We start from the raw sequence: 17,306 nt of genomic DNA on the forward strand, positions 1-17,306 counted from the left end.
GGGGGGTGGTCCGGATGACGGTGGAGTTCCGGCTGCTGGGCGGCGTGGAGGTTCTGGTCGACGGCTGCCGGGTGGACCTGGGGCCCGCCCGGCAGCAGCGCGTCCTGGCGGCCCTGCTGATCGGCGCCAACCAGGTGGCGACGGTGGAACAACTCGTCGAGCGCGTCTGGGGGGAGGGCGCCCCGCAGCGCGCCCGGTCGACGCTCTACAGCTATCTGTCCAGGCTGCGCCACGCACTGCGGCCCGCCGAGGAAGAGGCGCGGATCGCACGGCGCTCGGGTGGCTACCGGCTGAGCGTCGCTCCCACGGCGGCCGACCTGCACCGCTTCCGCGCCCTCGTCCCCCTGGCACGGGCTGCCGCGGACGCCGGCGACGAGGACGAGGCGGCGCGGCTGTTCGAGGAGGCTCTCGCGCTGTGGCAGGGAGACCTGTGCCCCGGCACGGACACCCCCTGGTTCAACGTCCAGCGCGACACCGCGCACGCGGAGCTGCTCGCCGCCGCCCTCGACCGGGGCGACCTCCAGTTACGCCGCGGACGACACGCGGAACTGGCGCCCGTCCTGACCGACCACGCCGAGCGACATCCCCTGGACGAGCGGATCGCCGCCCAGTTGATGCTCACCCTCTACCGCTGTGGCCGTCCCGCCGACGCCCTCCGGCACTACCAGGAGCTGCGCCACCGCCTCGCCGCGGAACTGGGCATCGACCCGGGGCCGGCGCTGCGGGAGCTGTACCGGCAGATCCTGGTCTCCGACCCGCGGCTCGCCCCACCGGACCGCGCCGTGGTGAGCCCCCGGCGCGCCGCGGCAACCCCGCGTCAACTGCCCGCGATACCGGCCCTGTTCACCGGACGCGACCGGGAACGTGTCCGGCTGGACAAGCTGCTGACCCCGCGGGCCGAGCCGGGCGACGCGGTGCCGGTGTCCACGATCTGCGGCACCGGCGGCGTCGGCAAGACCTGGCTCGCGCTGCGCTGGGCCCACGACCGGCAAGAATGCTGGCCCGACGGCCAGTTGTACGCCGACCTGCGGGGCTTCACCCCGACCGGCGACCCCCTGGACCCGTACACGGTCCTGCGGGAATTCCTCGACGCCCTCGGCGCCGACCCCGCGCACCGCCCGACGGCCCCGCACGCCCAGGCCGCGCTCTACCGCAGCCTCACACACGGCAAACGCCTCCTGATCGTCCTCGACAACGCCCGCGACACCGACCAGGTGCTGCCCCTGCTGCCCGGCAGCCCCACCTGCACGGTCCTGATCACCAGCCGTCACCAGCTCCCCGGCCTGGCCGCCGCCCACGGCACCACCCACCTCACCCTCGGCACCCTCGACGACTCCGAGGCGCACGAGCTGCTCGGCCGCCGCCTCGGCGCCGACCGGCTCGCCGCCGAACCGGCCGCCGCGGCCGCGCTCCTCCGCCACTGCGCCGGCCTCCCGCTGGCCCTCAGCGTCCTCGCCGCCCGCCTCACCACCAACCCGGTGCTCACGCTCACCGCCCTGGCAGCGGAACTGGGCGAGACCGCGACCCGGCTCGACGCCCTGGACACCGGCGAGCCGAGCACCGACGTACGGGCCGTCCTCGCCTCGTCCTACCGCGCCCTCGACCCCGACACCGCCCGGGTCTTCCGGCAGCTGGCCCAGGCACCCGGCGCCGACATCGGCCCGGCCGCCGCTGCCGGCCTCACCGCCCTGCCGGCCGCCCGGCTCCGTACGAGGCTGCGCCGCCTCCAGGCCCACCACCTCCTCCAGGAGCGCGGCCCCGGCCGCTACAGCTGCCACGACCTGCTGCGGTCCTACGCCGTCGAACTCGCCGCAACCGTCGCGCCCGCCTCGGAGGGGCAACAGGCGCTCACCCGGGTGCTCGACCACTACGTGCACACGGCGTACGCGGCCGACCGGCTCCTGATGCCGCACCGCGACCCGATCCGGCTCGTCCCGGCGTCCCCCGGCACCCACCCCGAGCACTTCGCCACGCACGACGCGGCGATGCGCTGGTTCGCGGACGAGCACACCGTGCTGTCCGCTGCCGTCGACCGTGCGGAACGCACCGGACACGACGCCCACGCCTGGCAGCTGGCCTGGGCGCTCACCACCTTCCTCGCGCGGCGCGGACGCTGGACGGACCTGGCGGCCCTGCACACCACGGCTCTCGCCGCCGCGGAACGCGCCGACGACGTGGCGGCCCGGGCCGAGTCCCATCGCACCCGGGCCTTCGCCTGCACCGAGACCGGCCGCCTTGCCGAGGCGCACCGCGAACTGGCCCGGGCGCTGGCCCTGTCGGAGGCGAGCGGCAACCGCCCCTCCCTGGCCCACACCCACCTCGCCCTGGGCTGGCTGTACGAACGCGAGGGCGACCACGCCGCGGCCCTGCGGCACGACGGCAGTGCCGTGGACCTGTTCACCAACCTCGGAAACCTGCCCTGGCGGGCCCGCGCCCTGAACGCGCTGGCCTGGGACCACGCCCGGCTCGGCGACCACCCGGCGGCGGTACGGCGCGGCCAGGAGGCGCTGGCCCTCCAGGAGGAGCTGGCGGACGCACGCGGCCAGGCCGGCACCTGGGACACCCTCGGCTACGCGTACCACCATCTCGGCGACCACCCGCAAGCCGTCGACTGCTACCGGCGCAGCCTGCACCTCAACCGTGTCCTGGGCCACCGCTACAACGAGGCCGAGACCCTGGTCCACCTGAGCCACACCCACCGGGCGACCGGAGCGATCGGAGCGGCCCGCGAGACCCTGCGCCAGGCCCTCGCCCTCTACCGTGAGATCCAGACGCCCGACGCGGAAGTGGAGCAGGTCCGCGCCCTGTTGGCGGAGCTGCCTCAGAGCGCGCGCAGCGCGGTGCCGAGGTCCGGGCCGTAGCGGGACCAGCACCGGATGTCCCCCGCGGCGGACACCGGATCGCCCAGGTACCAGTCCCCGTCGCCGGCCAGGACCGCGCAGACCCCGTCCAGCGCGAGGGCCCGGTCGACCGCGAGGGGCGCGCCGTGGAAGGTGACGGAGCCAAGAGCGGTCAGCACCTGTGCCTGCGGGCAGCCGGTGACGCGCCGGACGTCGTCCAGCGTCCACGGCTCGGGCAGCAGCTCGTCCTGACGCCCGGCGGGGGCGGGGAGGAGCTCGGCCACGGCATGGCCGAGCCGGGGCCGGATCCACACGCCGTCGCGTTCGATGCCCAGGACGCCCCCGAGGAAGGCCATGTCGGAGGTGCCGGCGGGGGTCTCCCAGCGGAACGGGACGCGGGAGACATGGGCGGGGAACTCGTCGTCGGGAGTGGTGCCCGGGCCGAAGGACCGCCTGGGACACGGCCCGTCGTCGGTGTACCGGTGGGCGAAGAAGGCATTGATCCAGCCGGTGACGCGGTCGCCGCCGGAGGCCGACTCCCACTTGTAGAGCGAACCCCAGAAGGCACGGTCGACGCCCCAGCCCGAGGCCGTCGTACTGATCGTGTCCAGCACCGGCTGCAGCGCGGCGAACCACGGCCGCAGGCCCTCGAACCACCCCGCCAGCTCCCGCACCCGCGCCGCCAGCAGGCGCCAGTCCCGGTCCGTGCCTTCGAGCCGGATACGGGGGATGCCGCAGAGCGTCTGCCAGCGGAAGCGGTAGTACGGGCTGACCACGTCCATCAGTGCCACCAGCGCGGCGGCGGCATCGGCCGGGGTGGTGGTCGAGAAGGCCGGCTGGAACAGGTCGGCCACCTCGTCACCGATCCGGGCGCGCAACGGCCGCTGCACCAGGCCGAGTGAGCGCTCCCAGTCCAGCGGGGCCAGGTCGTCGCGCACGGTGAGGGTCTGCCGGTGCCCGGGCGTGTCGGTGAAGACCCCTTCGTACGTACCGGAGTTCAGCCGGACGTGCACCGCCACCTCGTGCACGACGGCGTACCAGAGCAGGTCGGGGGAGAGGCTCAGCGGGAGATGCGCGGTGAAGCAGAGGTGGACGGCGCGCAGCAGCAGGCTGGAGGTGGACTCGGTGCCGTTCGCCGCCTCGGTGGGCAGGCCGATGAGGCGGTCGGTGCTGCGGTGCGCCAAGCGCGCCGGGTCGCGGAGGACCGCGTGCAGGAAGCCCTCGTTGCCCAGTTCGGCGAGCGAGGCGGCGAGCCTCGCCGCCTCGCCGTCCTCGGCAACCGCCAGCTCCATCTCGAAAACCATGCGCGTTCCCCCGTGCTCCGTCGACCGGCGCCTCGGTCACCTCGAAGGCCGGCCTTCCTCCTCGGCCACACCGGCCGGGCCGCTGCGCAGGCGATCAACGACTTCCGTGCTCGTTCTGCCACCAGGGAGCCCGCCGAGACCACGCCACCTGCGTGGCGGATGCCGCACTATCGGCGTGTCGCGTGCATCTCCTGGAACAACTCGAACTCGCCATCAGGGGCGGCGCTGAACCCTTGCCAGTGGAAAGAGGTCGGCGTGACGTCCGTGAACGTCCACCGCGAGCGCCTGCCCTGGGAGTCGGTGCCCTCCTGGATCATCCCACCGGCACCGTCAGACCGACCGACCTGGGAGAAGTACGAAGGAAGCTTCGGTGAGATCCACGTGATCTGCCACAGCCTGGTCGTGATGTCGTACATGCGGAGGGTGGTGCCGGGGTACCGGTCGTGGAACTCCGGGCAGAAGAGCACATCCTGCACCACCCGCCCACCCAGGGCCCAGCCGAAACGCCATTCGCCCGCTGCTGTGCGCCACCGACCGTCACCAAACCGGTAACGGTTGCTGATGTCCCACGTTCCCACCAGCCGACCGTAGAGCATCATCGCCTCGGCGTGGTCCGGATCCGGACCTGCCGCCGACAACAGCTCCAGCATCGAGTCACGAGACGACACCGTCATCAGAGCCTGCAACCTCCCGCTCGTGGAACATGGTTGATCGGTCCGAGGATAGCCACCCCCACCGACAGGGCGAACGTTGCCTGACGCGGCACTAGGCAGGTGCCGTGCGGGCGCGGCGGCGGTGTATCTCGTCCAGGCGCCACCAGGTCCGGGACTCGGGCGCGGCCTCCTCGGCGAAACCGGCCAGCACCGCGTCGCCGCGCGCGTCGTGGCGCAGGGCGAGGCCGGCGGCCGCCTCCAGGCGGGCGGGGGCGTGCGGGTCGGTGAGACGGCCGGCGAACAGGGACCGCAGCGCGGGGCTGTCGGGGCCGTACGTGGCCAGCGCGTACAGGGCGGACTCGCGGGTGTCGGGGCGGGGGTCGTCGGAGCGGGCGGTGCACAGCTCGACGACGGCCGGGTTGTGGTCCATGAAGGGACCCAGTTCGTGCAGCACGCGCTCACGGACCGCGCCGTCGGGGTGGCTGCCGAAGGGGAGGATCGCGAACAGGTCCTCGTCGGTGCCGTATTCGTGCGCGTACCAGGAGTGGGCGAACAGCGCCACATCGAGGAGCTCGGGGTGGTCCTCGTCGGTGGCCAGGTACGCGCGGAGCAGGTCCAGGGCCTGCCGCCCGTGACGCCAGGGGTGCCGGAGGAAGAGGTGGGTGGCGATGGCGGACAGCAGGTCCAGGGCGAAGCGCCGGTGCGGCGGCTCGGGGGAGCGGATGAGCCGGCCCGCACAGGCGAAGGATTCCGCGTCGGCCCGGTCGGCCAGCCGCCACACCGAAGCCTGCCAGTCGCGGAAGCCGGGGCGGGCGTGGTGCAGAGCGCGGCCGGCCAGCTCGTCCGGGGTGGTGGCGAAGGTGCCGATGGTCTGCTCCACGGCGGTGACGAGGGCCCGGTGCGCGGTTTCGACGGAGAGCGTGCGGCCGTCGGCGGCGGTGGCGTGGATGCGCCGGGCGACCGGTGTGGGGTCGTACAGGTGCGGGTTGTCCGGGTCCACGTCCTCGTGGACGTCCTCGTACGTGAAGGTGACGTCCGGGCCGCCGCCCAGCCGCCGCCGCAGCTCGTCCTCCTCGGATCCCCCGAGCCAGGCGCGCGCCGCCTCCAGCGCCCGCCGCTGACGGGCCACGGGACCCGGCAGCAGCGCCATGACCACCGGGTACGCGCCCCGGTCGGCCGCCTCGGCGACCAGGTCGACCCCGCCGGTGAGTTCCGTGCGGTCCGGGTCGGCGCCGGCAGCCACGAGGCGCTCCACGATCCGGTGCCGGCCCGCACGGACGGCCCGGGTCAGCAGGGCCGCGCCCGCCGGTCCGGCCAGCGCCGTCCTCGGCGCCTCGTCCAGCAGCCGCGTCACGGCGCTCTCGTCCCCGGCGGCGACGGCCGCACCCGATGCCTCGGTATCCACCGGCGCATCGTGCGTCAGGGAGGCGGTGCGGCGCCAGCGCAATACGGAGCCGTGCGACCGGTCGATGGTATGACGTTCCGTCATGTTCCTTTCGTTGAGGGGCTGTTCATCGGCGGTCGGCAGCGGCGCGGTACGTTTTCCCTTGCCGGCGGGCCACCGGGAGCACCGTTCGGCAAGGCGGCGCCCGGGGGCGCCATCGGCGAGGGGGAGGGCCATGGCGGTGGAGGAATACGACTACGTCGTCGTCGGGGCCGGGTCGGCCGGCTGTGTGCTGGCCGCACGGTTGTCGGAGGACGCGGACCGGACGGTGCTGCTGCTGGAGGCGGGGCCGGAGGACACCAAGGCGGAGCTCGCGGTGCCGGGCGCGTGGCCCGCGTTGGCGGGCAGCGAGGTCGACCACGCCTACACCACGGTGGCGCAGGCCGGTATCGGCGGAGCGGCGGTCGCCTACCCGCGCGGCAGGACCCTGGGCGGCTGCAGCGCGATCAACGCCATGGTGTTCCTCCGGGGGCACCGCAACGACTACGACCGCTGGGCGGCGGCCGGCTGCGCGGGCTGGGACTACGAGGCGCTGCTGCCGTACTTCCGGCGGATGGAGACCACCGCGGGCGGGGACCCGAAGTTCCGCGGCGACAGCGGCCCGATGCGCCCGGCGCCCGCCTCGCCCGATGTCGCCCACCCGCTGTCGCAGGACTTCCTCGACGCCGCGGTGGCGGCGGGCCATCCGCTGACCGACGACTTCAACGGCGCCGCCCAGGAGGGCGCCGGCTGGCACGACATGAGCATCGCCGACGGCTCCCGGCAGAGCACCGCACGGGCCTATCTGCACCCGGTCCGTGCCGAGCGGCCGAACCTGACCGTGCTGACCGGCGCCCGCGCCCACCGGCTGACCTTCGACGGCAACCGGTGCACGGGCGTGGAGTTCCGGAGGGCGGAGCGGACGGTCACCGTGCGGGCCGCGGCCGAGGTGCTCGTCAGCGCCGGTGCCGTCGACTCGCCGCGGCTGCTGCTGCTGTCCGGTGTGGGCCCCGCCGACGAGTTGCGCCGGGCCGGCGTCGAGGTCCGCCACGACCTGCCCGGCGTCGGGCGCAACCTGCACGACCACCCGCTCTGCCCGGTCGTGCACGAAGCCGACCGGCCCGTTCCCCCGGGCCGCACCAACCTCGCGGAAACCTCGCTGCTCTGGCGCAGCGACGCGGCCCTGCCGGGGCCCGACATGCAGCTGATGTTCATCCACGTGCCGTACCACCCGACGATGCCGGCGCCGGCGAACGGCTTCACCTTCGGGGTGGCGACCGTCCCGGAGAGCCGGGGCTCGGTGCGCCTCGCCGACGCCGACCCGGACACGCCGCCGCTGATCGACCCGAACTACCTCGGCGCGGACGCGGACATCAGGCGCATGCTGCACGGCATCCGCACGGCACGGGACATCGCGGCGACCGGTCCCTTCGCCCGGTGGCGGTCGCGTGAGGTGCTCCCGGGCGACGGCGTCACCGACGAGGCGGCGCTGCGCCGCTATCTGGCGACGGCCACCGGGACGTACTTCCACCCCGTGGGCAGCTGCGCCATGGGCACCGGCACCGACGCGGTGGTCACTCCCCGGCTGACCGTGCGCGGACTGACGGGACTGCGGGTGGTGGACGCCTCGGTGATGCCGACGATCGTCTCTGTCAACACGAACCCCGCGGCCGTGGTGATCGCGGAGAAGGCGGCCGACCTGATCCGCGGGGCGGCCTGACCGGGGCGGCGCCGCTCTCCGCCGGGGCCGGTCCGACGCACCGTCAGGTGGGGAAGGGATCCGGCTGGACCATCTGGAAGATGTTGCCGTCCGGGTCCCTGCCGACGGCGAACAGACCGATGTCCGGAACGGGAATGGTGGGCACGGTGATCTCGCCGCCGTGGGCCTCCACCGCCAGGGTCGTCGCGTCGATCGACGTGACGAGCATTCGGACCAGGAATCCGTTGACCGGGGCCGCGGGGTCCGGCGGCGGCCCCTGACGGGCCAGCAGGGTGCCGTCGATGCCCGGTTCCCCGTTGCCGGTGCGGATCACCCAGCGGTCCCCGTCCTTTTCGATGGACCAGCCGAACACCGCCGTGTAGAAGGAGCGTGCGCGCTCCACGTCCGTGGCGTGGATCTCGAAGTGGACCGGACGAGCCATGACCTTCCCTCGGAAGACGGTGCCGGGGCGGGCGGCCCCGGCGTCGCTGTCGCTCGTACGTACCCCATTGCACACCCGGCCGCGGCACCCCGCCACCGACGGCGTTACCGGCCTTGCGGACGGCCGGTGGGGAGCGGGCGGGCACCCGTTGGAGTGGCAGCGTTCCGCCAGGTGGTCGTAGCGTGTCGGCAGAGGAGCAACGACCGCCCCGCGGGGATGTCGGGCGTCCGTCAGCGGACCGCGCGCCCCGCGTCGCAGCCGGTGTCCATCCGAGCGAAACGTTGAGGAGCGGATATGGGAGCTCGCAGGGCAAAGGGAGCACTTCTGGTCTGTGCCGGGACGGCACTGGCGGCAGCGACCGTGGCGGCACCGGCTGCCGCCTCCTCGGCGCTGCCCGCGACGGGCCGCGTGGCGGTCATCGACTGCGCCGGGAAGCCGCAGGTGCGCCCCGGTACCTACACACTGGCCTGCGGCGACGGCAACAACGTGCTGACGTCGCTGCGGTGGTCGCAGTGGCAGCCGCGGTCCGCGGTGGCCGACGGAAGCGACATGGTCAACGACTGCCGGCCCTTCTGCGCGGCCGGCCACTTCCACCGCTACCGCGTGCACGTACGGCTGGACCACCCCCAGGCGCGCCCCGGCCACCCCGGGCAGCGGTACTACACCCAGCTGACGCTCTCGTACCCCGGCAAGCGCCCGAGCGGCACCCCGCGCGTCGTCACCGTCAGGCTCCTGGGCTGACGGGCCCGCACACCCCACCACGGGCCCCGGTCCCCGCCGCCGGAGTGCGGTGCGGCGTGCAACGAACGCCCGCCTGACCCGAGTTGACAGCCGCGGCCGGGCGTGCGCGAGGCCGGGGCGGGCGGGGCCGCGATGCCGCCGAGTCGCCGAACCCCCGGCCCCGCGCGAGGATGGACCGTCGGGAGCGACTCGCGAGGAGGCATCATGCGGCTTCCGGTAGGACTCAACGGCTTCTCCGCCGTCGCCCGGCAGGCGGCGAGCGCACGGGGCGCCGCCGCACGCGCCGAGGACGCGTTCCTCGACGCGCTCGACGCACTCGGCCGGCTGAAGGCGCTGGACGCGGTGGCCGCTCCGGTGCAGCGGGCCGTGCGCGCCCTCCCGCTGGGCGGCGCCCGCGACATCCTGCACGGGCTCCCGCTGGGCCATCCGCTCCACCCGGTGCTCGTCCAGGTGCCGATCGGCGCCTGGATGTCCGCGTCGGTGCTCGACGTCGTTCCCGGCACCCGGCGTTCGGCCAGGTTCCTGGTCGGCCTCGGCGTGCTCGCCGCCGCGCCGGCGGCCGTCGCGGGCTGGGTGGACTGGGCCGAGCAGCACGAGGACCAGATGCGGACCGGGTTGGTCCACGCACTCTCCACCGCGTCGGCGGTCGGGCTCTACGCGGCCTCCTGGGTGCAGCGCGGCCGTGGCCGGATGGCGCTCGGCAGGTCCCTCGGCTGGGCCGGGCTCTGCGCCGCCGGCGCCGGCGGCTTCCTCGGCGGACACCTCGCGTACCGGCAGGCCGCGGGGCCCAACAAGACGGAGCCGGTGCCGCGCCTGCTGGAACCCGACTGGCTGCCGCTCGGCGGCACGGCGGAGTTCCCGGCCGGCGAGGCGGTGCGCCGGATGCTCGGCGAGGTGCCCGTGGTGGTGGTGCGCGAGACGGGCGGCCGCATCCATGTGCTCGCCGACCGGTGCAGCCACCTCTCCGGGCCGCTCTCCGAGGGCACGGTCGCCGACGGCTGCGTGGAGTGCCCCTGGCACGGCAGCGTCTTCCGGCTCGCGGACGGCAAGAACGTCCGCGGCCCCGCGACCGCGCCGCAACCCGCCTTCGAGGTACGTGTCGACAGCAGCGGCACCGTCCACGTACGCCTGCCCGGTGCCGGCTGAGTACGCCGCACGCGTCAGCCGCGAGCTCACTTCAGCAGGGACGACTCCAGTCGCGCCAGCAGCGCGCCCGGCCCGTCGTGGACCTCCCGCGCGCCGGCGTCCAGAAGGTCCTGGCGGCAGTGGCCGCCGCTGAGCACGCCCACACAGGCCACCCCGGCCCGCGCGCCGGCCTTCATGTCCCAGACCGTGTCCCCGACGAAGACCGCGTTGCCCGGCTCGGTGCCGGCCTCGGCCAGCGCCTGTTGCACCAGGTCGGGGGCGGGCTTGCTGGACTCCACGTCGTCCGCGCCGGTGACCGCGGTGAGGGCGTCCTCGGCATCCAGCGCGGTGCGCATGGCGTTCAGTTCCGCCGCGCTCGCCGAGCTGGCGAGGACCACCGTCCAGCCTCGTCCGGCCACGGCCCGCAGCAGGTCGGCGGCACCGTCGAAGGGCGCCAGCCGGGGCCAGTACTCGGCATACAGCGTCTTGTGCGCCGCGCTGACGGCCGCGTCGACGTCGCGGTCACGCTCCGGGCCCAGCAGATGGCCGATGAGGTGGTCGGCACCCATACCGACCGCCCGGTGGATGTCGGCCATCGGCACCCGGTGACCTGATTGGCGGAACGCCTCCCACCAGGTGACGGCATGCAGGTAGGTGGTGTCGACCAGGGTCCCGTCCACGTCGAACAGGGCGGCTCTGCGGTCGGTGTTCATCAGGCCCGTCTCTTTCGCCGTGCTGGGGAGGTCTCCTTCTCCCCGGGCGGCTGCCCGCCCCGCCGGGACCCGATGCGGCGCCCCGGCGTACCGGCGCGCCGTTTCTCCATGGCACGACCGATCGGTGGTGATCGCATCCCGGCGGCCGCCCGCCCCGGCCCCGTGCGGCGGCCGGCGGACGTGGCCGGCCCGCGCGTCACGGACCGTCGCCGGTCGAGACGGTGAACAGGGCGCCGTCCGGGTCGCGGATCACGGCCTGGGGGCCGGACGCGCCGCCGGCCGGCTCGACGGGCGTGACGGTGCCGCCGGCCGCGACCGCCGCCGCGGTGGTCCGGTCGAGGTCGTGGACGTGGAAGTGGACGTGCCACCGCGGTCGGACCCGCGGGTCCGGGGCCGCCTCGACGCCCCCGCCCCGCAGCGTGGCGACCGCGCGGTCACCCTGCCGCACGATGACCTGGTCCTCCTCGTAGTCCACCCGGCACTCGCTCTCCGGCGTGGCCCAGTCGAAGAGCTGCGCGTAGAAGATGGCCGCGTCGAACGCGTCGCGGGTCCGCAGTTCCAACAGGGCCGGGGCGCTGCCCTCGCCCACCGTCCAGGCCAGAGACTGCCCCTCCCAGAGGCCGAACCTGGCGCCGTCACGGTCGGCGGCCAGCGCGGCACGGCCGTAGCCGAGGCGGAGCGGTCCCACCGCGACGGTGGCACCGCGTTCCCGGACCCGGGCGGCGACGTCATCGGCGTCGGCGACGGCGAAGTACGGCGTCCAGTCCACCGGCGCCTGCCAGCCCGGCGCGACAGCCGCGATACCGGCCACCGGCTGGTCATCGGCGAGCGCGACGCAGAACTCGTCACCGAAGCTCGCCGAGCGGAATTTCCAGTTCATCACCGCGCCGTAGAAGTCCTGCGCGGCGGTCAGGTCGCGGGTCGTCAGGCTGACCCAGCACGGCGCTCCGAGCACGGGAGCGACGTGTCGGTCGATCGACATCACAACGTTCTCCTGCAGGGCGACCGGCGCGCCCGGGTCCGGGTCGGCGGGCGGTTCAGCGGCCGACTGCTTTGCGGAGTTCATCCTTGTTCATGGTGGAGCGCCCCTCGACGTTCTTCTTCTTGGCCTCCTCGTACAGCTGGTCCTTCGTAGGGCCCTGGGCCCCGCGGTGCGAACGCTCGCCGCCGCGCTGCGACGCGGACTTGGGATCGCGCGTCGACGTCCTGCTCGCCGACTCGGCCTCACCGGAGCGGGCGCGTTCCTTGTTGACGGTGCGCGCGGCGATCTCCTTCGCGCGCTTCTCGGAGGTACCGCGCTCCTCGGCCTGTTCCTTGATGTGCTCGTACTGTCGCTCACGCTTCTTGCTCGAACCCGCAGGCATCATGCAACTCCTTGATCGGGACGGGGTGTGTGAGGTGCTCCGTCGCGCCGGCTGCCCGGCAGCCGGTGCCTCCGCGGGGCGCAGGAGGCACTTACCAGTCCACGCCCTGCGGCCGCCCGGCGCGACACGGGAGAGCCGACCAGGTCTGCACGGCAGGCGGGGGAGCCGGGGAGCGGTCAGGAAGCCGGCTCGGTGAGCGCTTCCTCGATCGCCTTCAGGAAGTCCTCCAGGTCGTCGGGTGTGCGCGAGGTGACGAGCGTCCAGCCATTCGAGTTGTCACTGACGGCGGACTCGTCCACCCAGCGGCCGCCGGCATTGCGGATGTCGGTGCGCAGCGAGGGATAGGAGGTCAGCGTCTTGCCCTTGACGACGTCCGCCTCGACCAGGCCCCACGCGCCGTGGCAGATCGCCGCGACCGGGCGGTGCGCGGAGGGGAAGGCGCGGACGAGCGCGACGGCCTTGTCCTGAAGCCGCAGCGCGTCCGCGTTCAGCGTGCCTCCCGGCAGCACCAGCGCGTCGTACGCGGAGGCGTCCACGTCGTCCAGCGTCCGGTCCGGGGTGACCTTCTGACCGGGGTCCTTGTCGCCGACGAGGGTCTGGATCGGGTCGCTGCTCACCGCGGCGATCTGCACCTCGGCGCCGGCGTCCCGCAGATGCTGCACCGGGACGAGAAGTTCGTCCTGTTCCACTCCGTAGTTGGCCACCACGACCAGAACGGAGTGACCGCTCAGCTTGCTGTCAGCCATGCTTCCTCCTCGTTGTCCTGCAGGTCCGCGGGCCGGCCCGGTGTACGGACGGCGTCTGTCTCCGCGGCTGCCCACCGCACGGCACGCCATGCGCCGCCCCACCGGCCCTGGCTCCAGTCCATCCGGAGACCCGGCCGCGCGCGACACGAGCACCCCGGACCGGCGGAACACCGGGCCGGGCGTCGGCGGCTGCGGCGGCCACGTCCCGAGACCGCCTTGTCGCCACGGTGCGGGAGCGCGCGAGCCGCTCCCGCACCGGCGACGCCGTGCCACCGCCGCCCGGCGTCGTCAGGCCGGGCTCAGGCGGAGACCTCGGGCCGGTCGTGCTCCGCCCAGCGGGTGTGGAAGCTGCCCTCGCGGTCGGTCCGGCGGTAGGTGTGGGCGCCGAAGAAGTCCCGCTGCGCCTGGGTGAGGGCCGCCGGCAGCCGTTCGGCGCGCAGCGAGTCGTAGTAGGCCAGCGCGGTGGAGAAGGCGGGGACCGGGATGCCGTGGCGCGCGGCGGTGGCCACCACCTCGCGCCAGCTCTGCTGGGCGCCGCCGATCTCCTGGCCGAACTCCCGGTCCGACAGCAGGCTGACGAGGCCGGGGTCGGCGGCGTAGGCGGCGCGGATGCGGTCGAGGAACGCGGCGCGGATGATGCAGCCGCCGCGCCAGATCGCGGCGACCGCACCGGGGTCGATGTCCCAGTCGTACTCGGCGCTGCCATCCATGATCATCTTCCATCCCTGGTCGTAGGCGATGATCTTCGAGGCGTACAGGGCCTGCTCCACATGGGCGGTGAAGGTCTCCGCCTCGTGGGCGGACAGCGGCCGGGCGCCGGCGCCCGGCAGGTCGCGGTAGGCGGCGCGCAGGTCGGTGTGCCCCGACGAGGAGCGGGCGAAGACCGCCTGGGCGATGGCGCTGACCGGGACGCCGAGGTCGAGGGCGATCTGTACGGTCCAGCGTCCGGTGCCCTTCTGTTCGGCCCGGTCCTGGACGACGTCGACGAAGGGTGCGCCGGTCGCGGCGTCGGTGTGGGCGAGCACCTCGGCGGTGATCTCGATCAGGTACGAGTCCAGGCGGCCGGTGTTCCAGCGCCGGAAGATCTCGGCGATCTGCGGGGGGTGGTAGCCGCCGACCTGCCGCAGCAGGTCGTACGCCTCGCCGATGAGCTGCATGTCCGCGTACTCGATGCCGTTGTGCACCATCTTGACGAAGTGTCCGGCCCCGTCCGGCCCGATGTGGGTGCAGCAGGGCTCACCGTCCACCTTGGCGCTGATCGCCTCCAGCAGCGGGCCGAGGGAGGCGTAGGACTCGGCCGAGCCGCCGGGCATGATCGAGGGCCCGTGCAGCGCACCCTCCTCACCGCCGGAGACGCCGGTGCCGACGAAGTGGACGCCCCGCTCGCGCAGGGCGCGTTCGCGGCGGCGGGTGTCGGCGAAGTGGGCGTTCCCACCGTCGATGATCATGTCGCCGGGCTCCAGCAAGGGGGCGAACTCCTCGATCACCGTGTCGGTCGGATCGCCGGCCTTCACCATGATCATCAATCGCCTGGGGCGCTCCAGGGCGGCGACGAACTCCTCGGGCCGCTCGGTGGCCACGAAGTTTCCCTCGTGCCCGAACTCCTCGATGAGGGCATGGGTCCTGCTGGGCGTGCGGTTGTGCAGGGCCACGGTGTAGCCGTGGCGGGCGAAGTTGCGGGCCAGGTTGCGGCCCATCACCGCGAGCCCGGTGACACCGATCTGTGCGGTGGCGGCCATACGTACTCCCGTTGGTGGGGCGGACTGTGACATCCGACTCCACCAGACGGAGGGAGGGGCCGGGTGGAGGCACACCCGGCGGTTCCCGGGCGGACGGCGGCCCGGACGCGAGTGGCCCCGTTCAGGACCGCCGCCGGCCGGCGGGAACTCCGCGCCCGGTCCGGCCGACTAGTGGGCTGTGGAACGGAGCACGGAGTGGTCGGGGCCCCTTGAGGGGCGGCAGGTGGACGGCGCGGGCGGTCTGGAGGTGCGGTTGCGGCAGGTGGTGTGCCGCCACGGCCGGCTGGAGGCGGTCCGTGGAGTCGATCTGGAGGTACGGGCCGGTGAGCGGATCGCGCTGACCGGCACCAACGGATCGGGAAAGACGACGCTGTTGCGGGCGGTGCTCGGTCTGCACCGGCAGGCCGACGGGGAGATCGTCGTCGGCGGCCGGGGCTGCCGCAGCGCCGCCGAATGGGCGTGGCGGCGGCGGGCGTGCGGATGGATTCCGCAACGGCCGGCCGCCGGACGCTTCCCGCTCCTCGCGAGGGAGCTGCTGGCGAGCAGCGGTGACCTCGCCGAGGCCCGGCACGCGGCCGAGCGGCTCGGCGTGGGCGCCCTGACCGACCGGCCGGTGAGCAGCCTCTCGGGCGGCCAGTTGCAGCGCATGCACCTGGCGCGCGCGGTGGGCTGCGTGGCGGCGGGGGCAGGTGTGCTGCTGGCGGACGAGCCGACCGCGGCGCTGGACTTCGCCGGGCAGGAGGAGGCCGCCGAACTCCTCACCGCACTTCCGGTGACGCTGCTGGTGGTGACGCACGACCGGGCGATGGCCGGGCGCTGCGACCGGACACTGGAGATGGCGGCCGGCCGGCTGCGGGAGGTCGCGTGAGCGCCCTCGGGCAGGTCGGCGACCTGCTGCAACTGGTCCCGGTGCAGCGGGCGGGCGCCGGACTGGTGCTCGCCGCCCTCGGACTGCCGGTGATCGGTGTGGTGATCGTCGGCCTGGACATCATGCCGGTGCGCTTCGCCATGATGCACGTGGCGCTGCTGGGCATCGCGGTGGGCCAACTCGTGGGCCTGGACCCGGTGTTGTGCGCGCTGGTGGCCTGTGCGCTGGCGGGGGCGGGAGTGGCCCCGCTGGCCCGTACCGCGGACGGCCTGTCGGGGGCGATGGGGCTGCTGATGAGCCTCGCGATCGCCGCCGCCCTGCTGATGCTGGCGCTGTCCGGGGTGAACGCCAACGGGGCGTTCGCGCTGCTCTGGGGATCGATCCTGTCGGTGCGCCCGGCGGACCTCGTGGTGCTGGGAGCGCTGGCGGTGGCCGTACCGGCGCTGTTCGTCCGGCGGCGGCGGGACCTGGCGCTGCTGCTGCACGACCGGGAACTGGCGCTGTGCTCCGGCGTGGCGGTGCAGCGGCTGACTGTGGTGCTGCTGGTCCTGGTGGCGGTCGCGGTCGCCGGCGCCATCCGCCTGACGGGTGCGCTGCTGGTGGACGCGCTGACCCTGCTGCCGGCCCTGGCCGCCCGCCGCCTCGGCCGGTCGCTGGTGTCGATCACACTCTGGGCGGTCGGCATCGGCGTCGTCGTGAACGTCGTCGGCTTCCTGCTCGCGCTGGCCTGGGACCTGCCGCCCGGTCCGGTGCTCGTCCTCGCCGCGGGGGCCGTCGCCCTTGCCGCTCACCTGATACCCGAACGGAGAACCTCATCATGGCGCACGTCCGCGTCCTCTTCCGCCCCGCCGTCGCCGTCACCGCACTGAGCGCCGGGCTGGCGCTGCTGACCGGCTGCGGCGGCAACGGCGGTACGGACACGTCGGCCGGCTCCTCGCGGCCGGTCGCGGCAACCGGTCCGGAGGTCGTCGCCACCTCCACCTGGGAGGCGGCACTGGCGAAGGCCGCCGGGGCCAGGAACGTCCGGTACCTCGTCCCCGCGTCGATCAGGCACGCCCCCGACTACGACCTCAAGCCGTCCGACCTGACGGCGGTCGCGGGCGCCGACTACGTGCTCTACGCCTCCTTCGAGCCCTGGGCCGGCAAGATCAAGGAAGCGGTCGGCTCGCACGCGAAGCTGGTCGAGGTCAACCTGGACAACACGCCCGGAGCGACCCGCGCCGAAGTGACCGCGCTCGGCCGGAAGTTCGGTACGGAGCGCGCCGCCGCCCGGTGGAACACCACCTTCACGCGCACGTGGGACACGCTCGCCCGGCAGGTGAAGGGCACCTGGCCGGGCGGCAAGGCGCCGGCCGTGGCGTCGCAGAAGTTCACCACGTGGGCGGCCGAGCTGGCGGGCGCCAAGGTGGTCGGCACCTACGGCCCCGAAGCGGTCACCCCCGCCCAGCTGTCCGCACTGTCCGCGAAGAAGCCGAAGTTCGTGCTGGACAACGAGAACATGTCGAGCGGCACCGTGCTGCCGGGCTCCGGGGCCGAGCAGCTCAACATCGTCAACTACCCGGGCCGGGACCTCGACCTGCTGGCGGTCTACCGCGAGGCGGCCGGCCAGCTGAGGAAGGCGTTCTCCGGCTCCTGAGCGGCCGGTCGAC

At 74.0% G+C, this 17,306-nt stretch carries 16 protein-coding genes; 7 read left to right on the forward strand and 9 right to left on the reverse strand.

The genetic code is table 11. The features are described from left to right. Positions 1–14: 14 nt before the first annotated feature. Positions 15–2,861 (forward strand): AfsR/SARP family transcriptional regulator, encoded by a 2,847-nt coding sequence (locus SL103_RS16070; protein ID WP_069573780.1) that lies wholly within the window; start codon positions 15–17, stop codon positions 2,859–2,861. Here SL103_RS16070 and SL103_RS16075 read toward each other — a convergent pair. From SL103_RS16075 to SL103_RS16085, 3 genes are all read right to left on the reverse strand, one after another. Next, a complete protein-coding gene (locus SL103_RS16075) occupies positions 2,822–4,144 on the reverse strand; it encodes a DUF4419 domain-containing protein (protein ID WP_069569718.1) in 1,323 nt (440 codons plus the stop codon). The two genes, SL103_RS16070 and SL103_RS16075, sit on opposite strands and share 40 nt — an antisense overlap. A 167-nt stretch (positions 4,145–4,311) precedes the next feature. Next, positions 4,312–4,794, reverse strand: coding sequence for a hypothetical protein (locus tag SL103_RS16080; RefSeq protein WP_069573781.1), 483 nt, complete (start codon positions 4,792–4,794; stop codon positions 4,312–4,314). Between the two features lie 115 nt (positions 4,795–4,909). After that, positions 4,910–6,286 carry a HEAT repeat domain-containing protein gene (locus SL103_RS16085; protein ID WP_069569719.1) on the reverse strand — a complete coding sequence of 459 codons (1,377 nt, stop codon included), beginning with the start codon at positions 6,284–6,286 and terminating at the stop codon, positions 4,910–4,912. 130 nt (positions 6,287–6,416) lie between these two features. Here SL103_RS16085 and SL103_RS16090 point away from each other — a divergent pair, with 130 nt between their 5' ends. Next, a complete protein-coding gene (locus SL103_RS16090; protein WP_069569720.1) occupies positions 6,417–7,940 on the forward strand; it encodes a GMC family oxidoreductase in 1,524 nt (507 codons plus the stop codon). A gap of 43 nt (positions 7,941–7,983) precedes the next feature. Here the strand turns inward: SL103_RS16090 and SL103_RS16095 are convergent, their stop codons facing one another. Beyond that, complete coding sequence (locus SL103_RS16095) at positions 7,984–8,361, reverse strand: VOC family protein (protein WP_069569721.1); 378 nt, start codon at positions 8,359–8,361, stop codon at positions 7,984–7,986. 294 nt (positions 8,362–8,655) lie between these two features. Between SL103_RS16095 and SL103_RS16100 the strand changes: the two genes are divergently transcribed. Together SL103_RS16100 and SL103_RS16105 are read left to right on the forward strand one after the other, a co-directional pair. Further along, positions 8,656–9,102: a hypothetical protein gene (locus SL103_RS16100; protein ID WP_069569722.1), complete on the forward strand. Its 447-nt coding sequence runs from the start codon at positions 8,656–8,658 to the stop codon at positions 9,100–9,102. Between the two features lie 204 nt (positions 9,103–9,306). Next, positions 9,307–10,248, forward strand: coding sequence for a Rieske 2Fe-2S domain-containing protein (locus tag SL103_RS16105; protein WP_069569723.1), 942 nt, complete (start codon positions 9,307–9,309; stop codon positions 10,246–10,248). A 26-nt stretch (positions 10,249–10,274) separates the two neighbouring features. Here the strand turns inward: SL103_RS16105 and SL103_RS16110 are convergent, their stop codons facing one another. The 5 genes from SL103_RS16110 to gndA form a co-directional block, all read right to left on the reverse strand. Further along, positions 10,275–10,940, reverse strand: coding sequence for an HAD family hydrolase (locus SL103_RS16110; RefSeq protein ID WP_069569724.1), 666 nt, complete (start codon positions 10,938–10,940; stop codon positions 10,275–10,277). Between the two features lie 196 nt (positions 10,941–11,136). Beyond that, the gene (locus tag SL103_RS16115) at positions 11,137–11,922 is read right to left on the reverse strand and encodes a VOC family protein (RefSeq protein ID WP_069573783.1); all 786 of its coding nucleotides are present in this window, start codon (positions 11,920–11,922) and stop codon (positions 11,137–11,139) included. 55 nt (positions 11,923–11,977) lie between these two features. Continuing rightward, on the reverse strand, positions 11,978–12,304 hold the full coding sequence (locus SL103_RS16120) for a plasmid stabilization protein (RefSeq protein ID WP_069573784.1): 327 nt from the start codon (positions 12,302–12,304) through the stop codon (positions 11,978–11,980). A 176-nt stretch (positions 12,305–12,480) separates the two neighbouring features. Continuing rightward, complete coding sequence (locus tag SL103_RS16125; protein WP_069569725.1) at positions 12,481–13,050, reverse strand: type 1 glutamine amidotransferase domain-containing protein; 570 nt, start codon at positions 13,048–13,050, stop codon at positions 12,481–12,483. A gap of 299 nt (positions 13,051–13,349) precedes the next feature. Next, entirely contained in the window at positions 13,350–14,789 is a 1,440-nt protein-coding gene (gndA, locus tag SL103_RS16130; RefSeq protein ID WP_069569726.1) for an NADP-dependent phosphogluconate dehydrogenase, read from the reverse strand. 262 nt (positions 14,790–15,051) lie between these two features. On the opposite strand from gndA, the gene SL103_RS16135 reads away from it, so the two are divergent. The 3 genes from SL103_RS16135 to SL103_RS16145 are packed head-to-tail and all read left to right on the forward strand — an operon-like array spanning position 15,052 to position 17,293. Further along, positions 15,052–15,657: a metal ABC transporter ATP-binding protein gene (locus SL103_RS16135; protein WP_244304171.1), complete on the forward strand. Its 606-nt coding sequence runs from the start codon at positions 15,052–15,054 to the stop codon at positions 15,655–15,657. Next, positions 15,654–16,526 carry a metal ABC transporter permease gene (locus SL103_RS16140; protein ID WP_069569728.1) on the forward strand — a complete coding sequence of 291 codons (873 nt, stop codon included), beginning with the start codon at positions 15,654–15,656 and terminating at the stop codon, positions 16,524–16,526. Before SL103_RS16135 ends, SL103_RS16140 begins: the two co-directional genes overlap by 4 nt. Then, positions 16,475–17,293 carry an ABC transporter substrate-binding protein gene (locus SL103_RS16145; RefSeq protein ID WP_069569729.1) on the forward strand — a complete coding sequence of 273 codons (819 nt, stop codon included), beginning with the start codon at positions 16,475–16,477 and terminating at the stop codon, positions 17,291–17,293. Before SL103_RS16140 ends, SL103_RS16145 begins: the two co-directional genes overlap by 52 nt. Positions 17,294–17,306 lie beyond the last annotated feature (13 nt).

It is taken from the genome of Streptomyces lydicus, from assembly GCF_001729485.1.
GTDB lineage: Bacteria > Actinomycetota > Actinomycetes > Streptomycetales > Streptomycetaceae > Streptomyces > Streptomyces lydicus_D.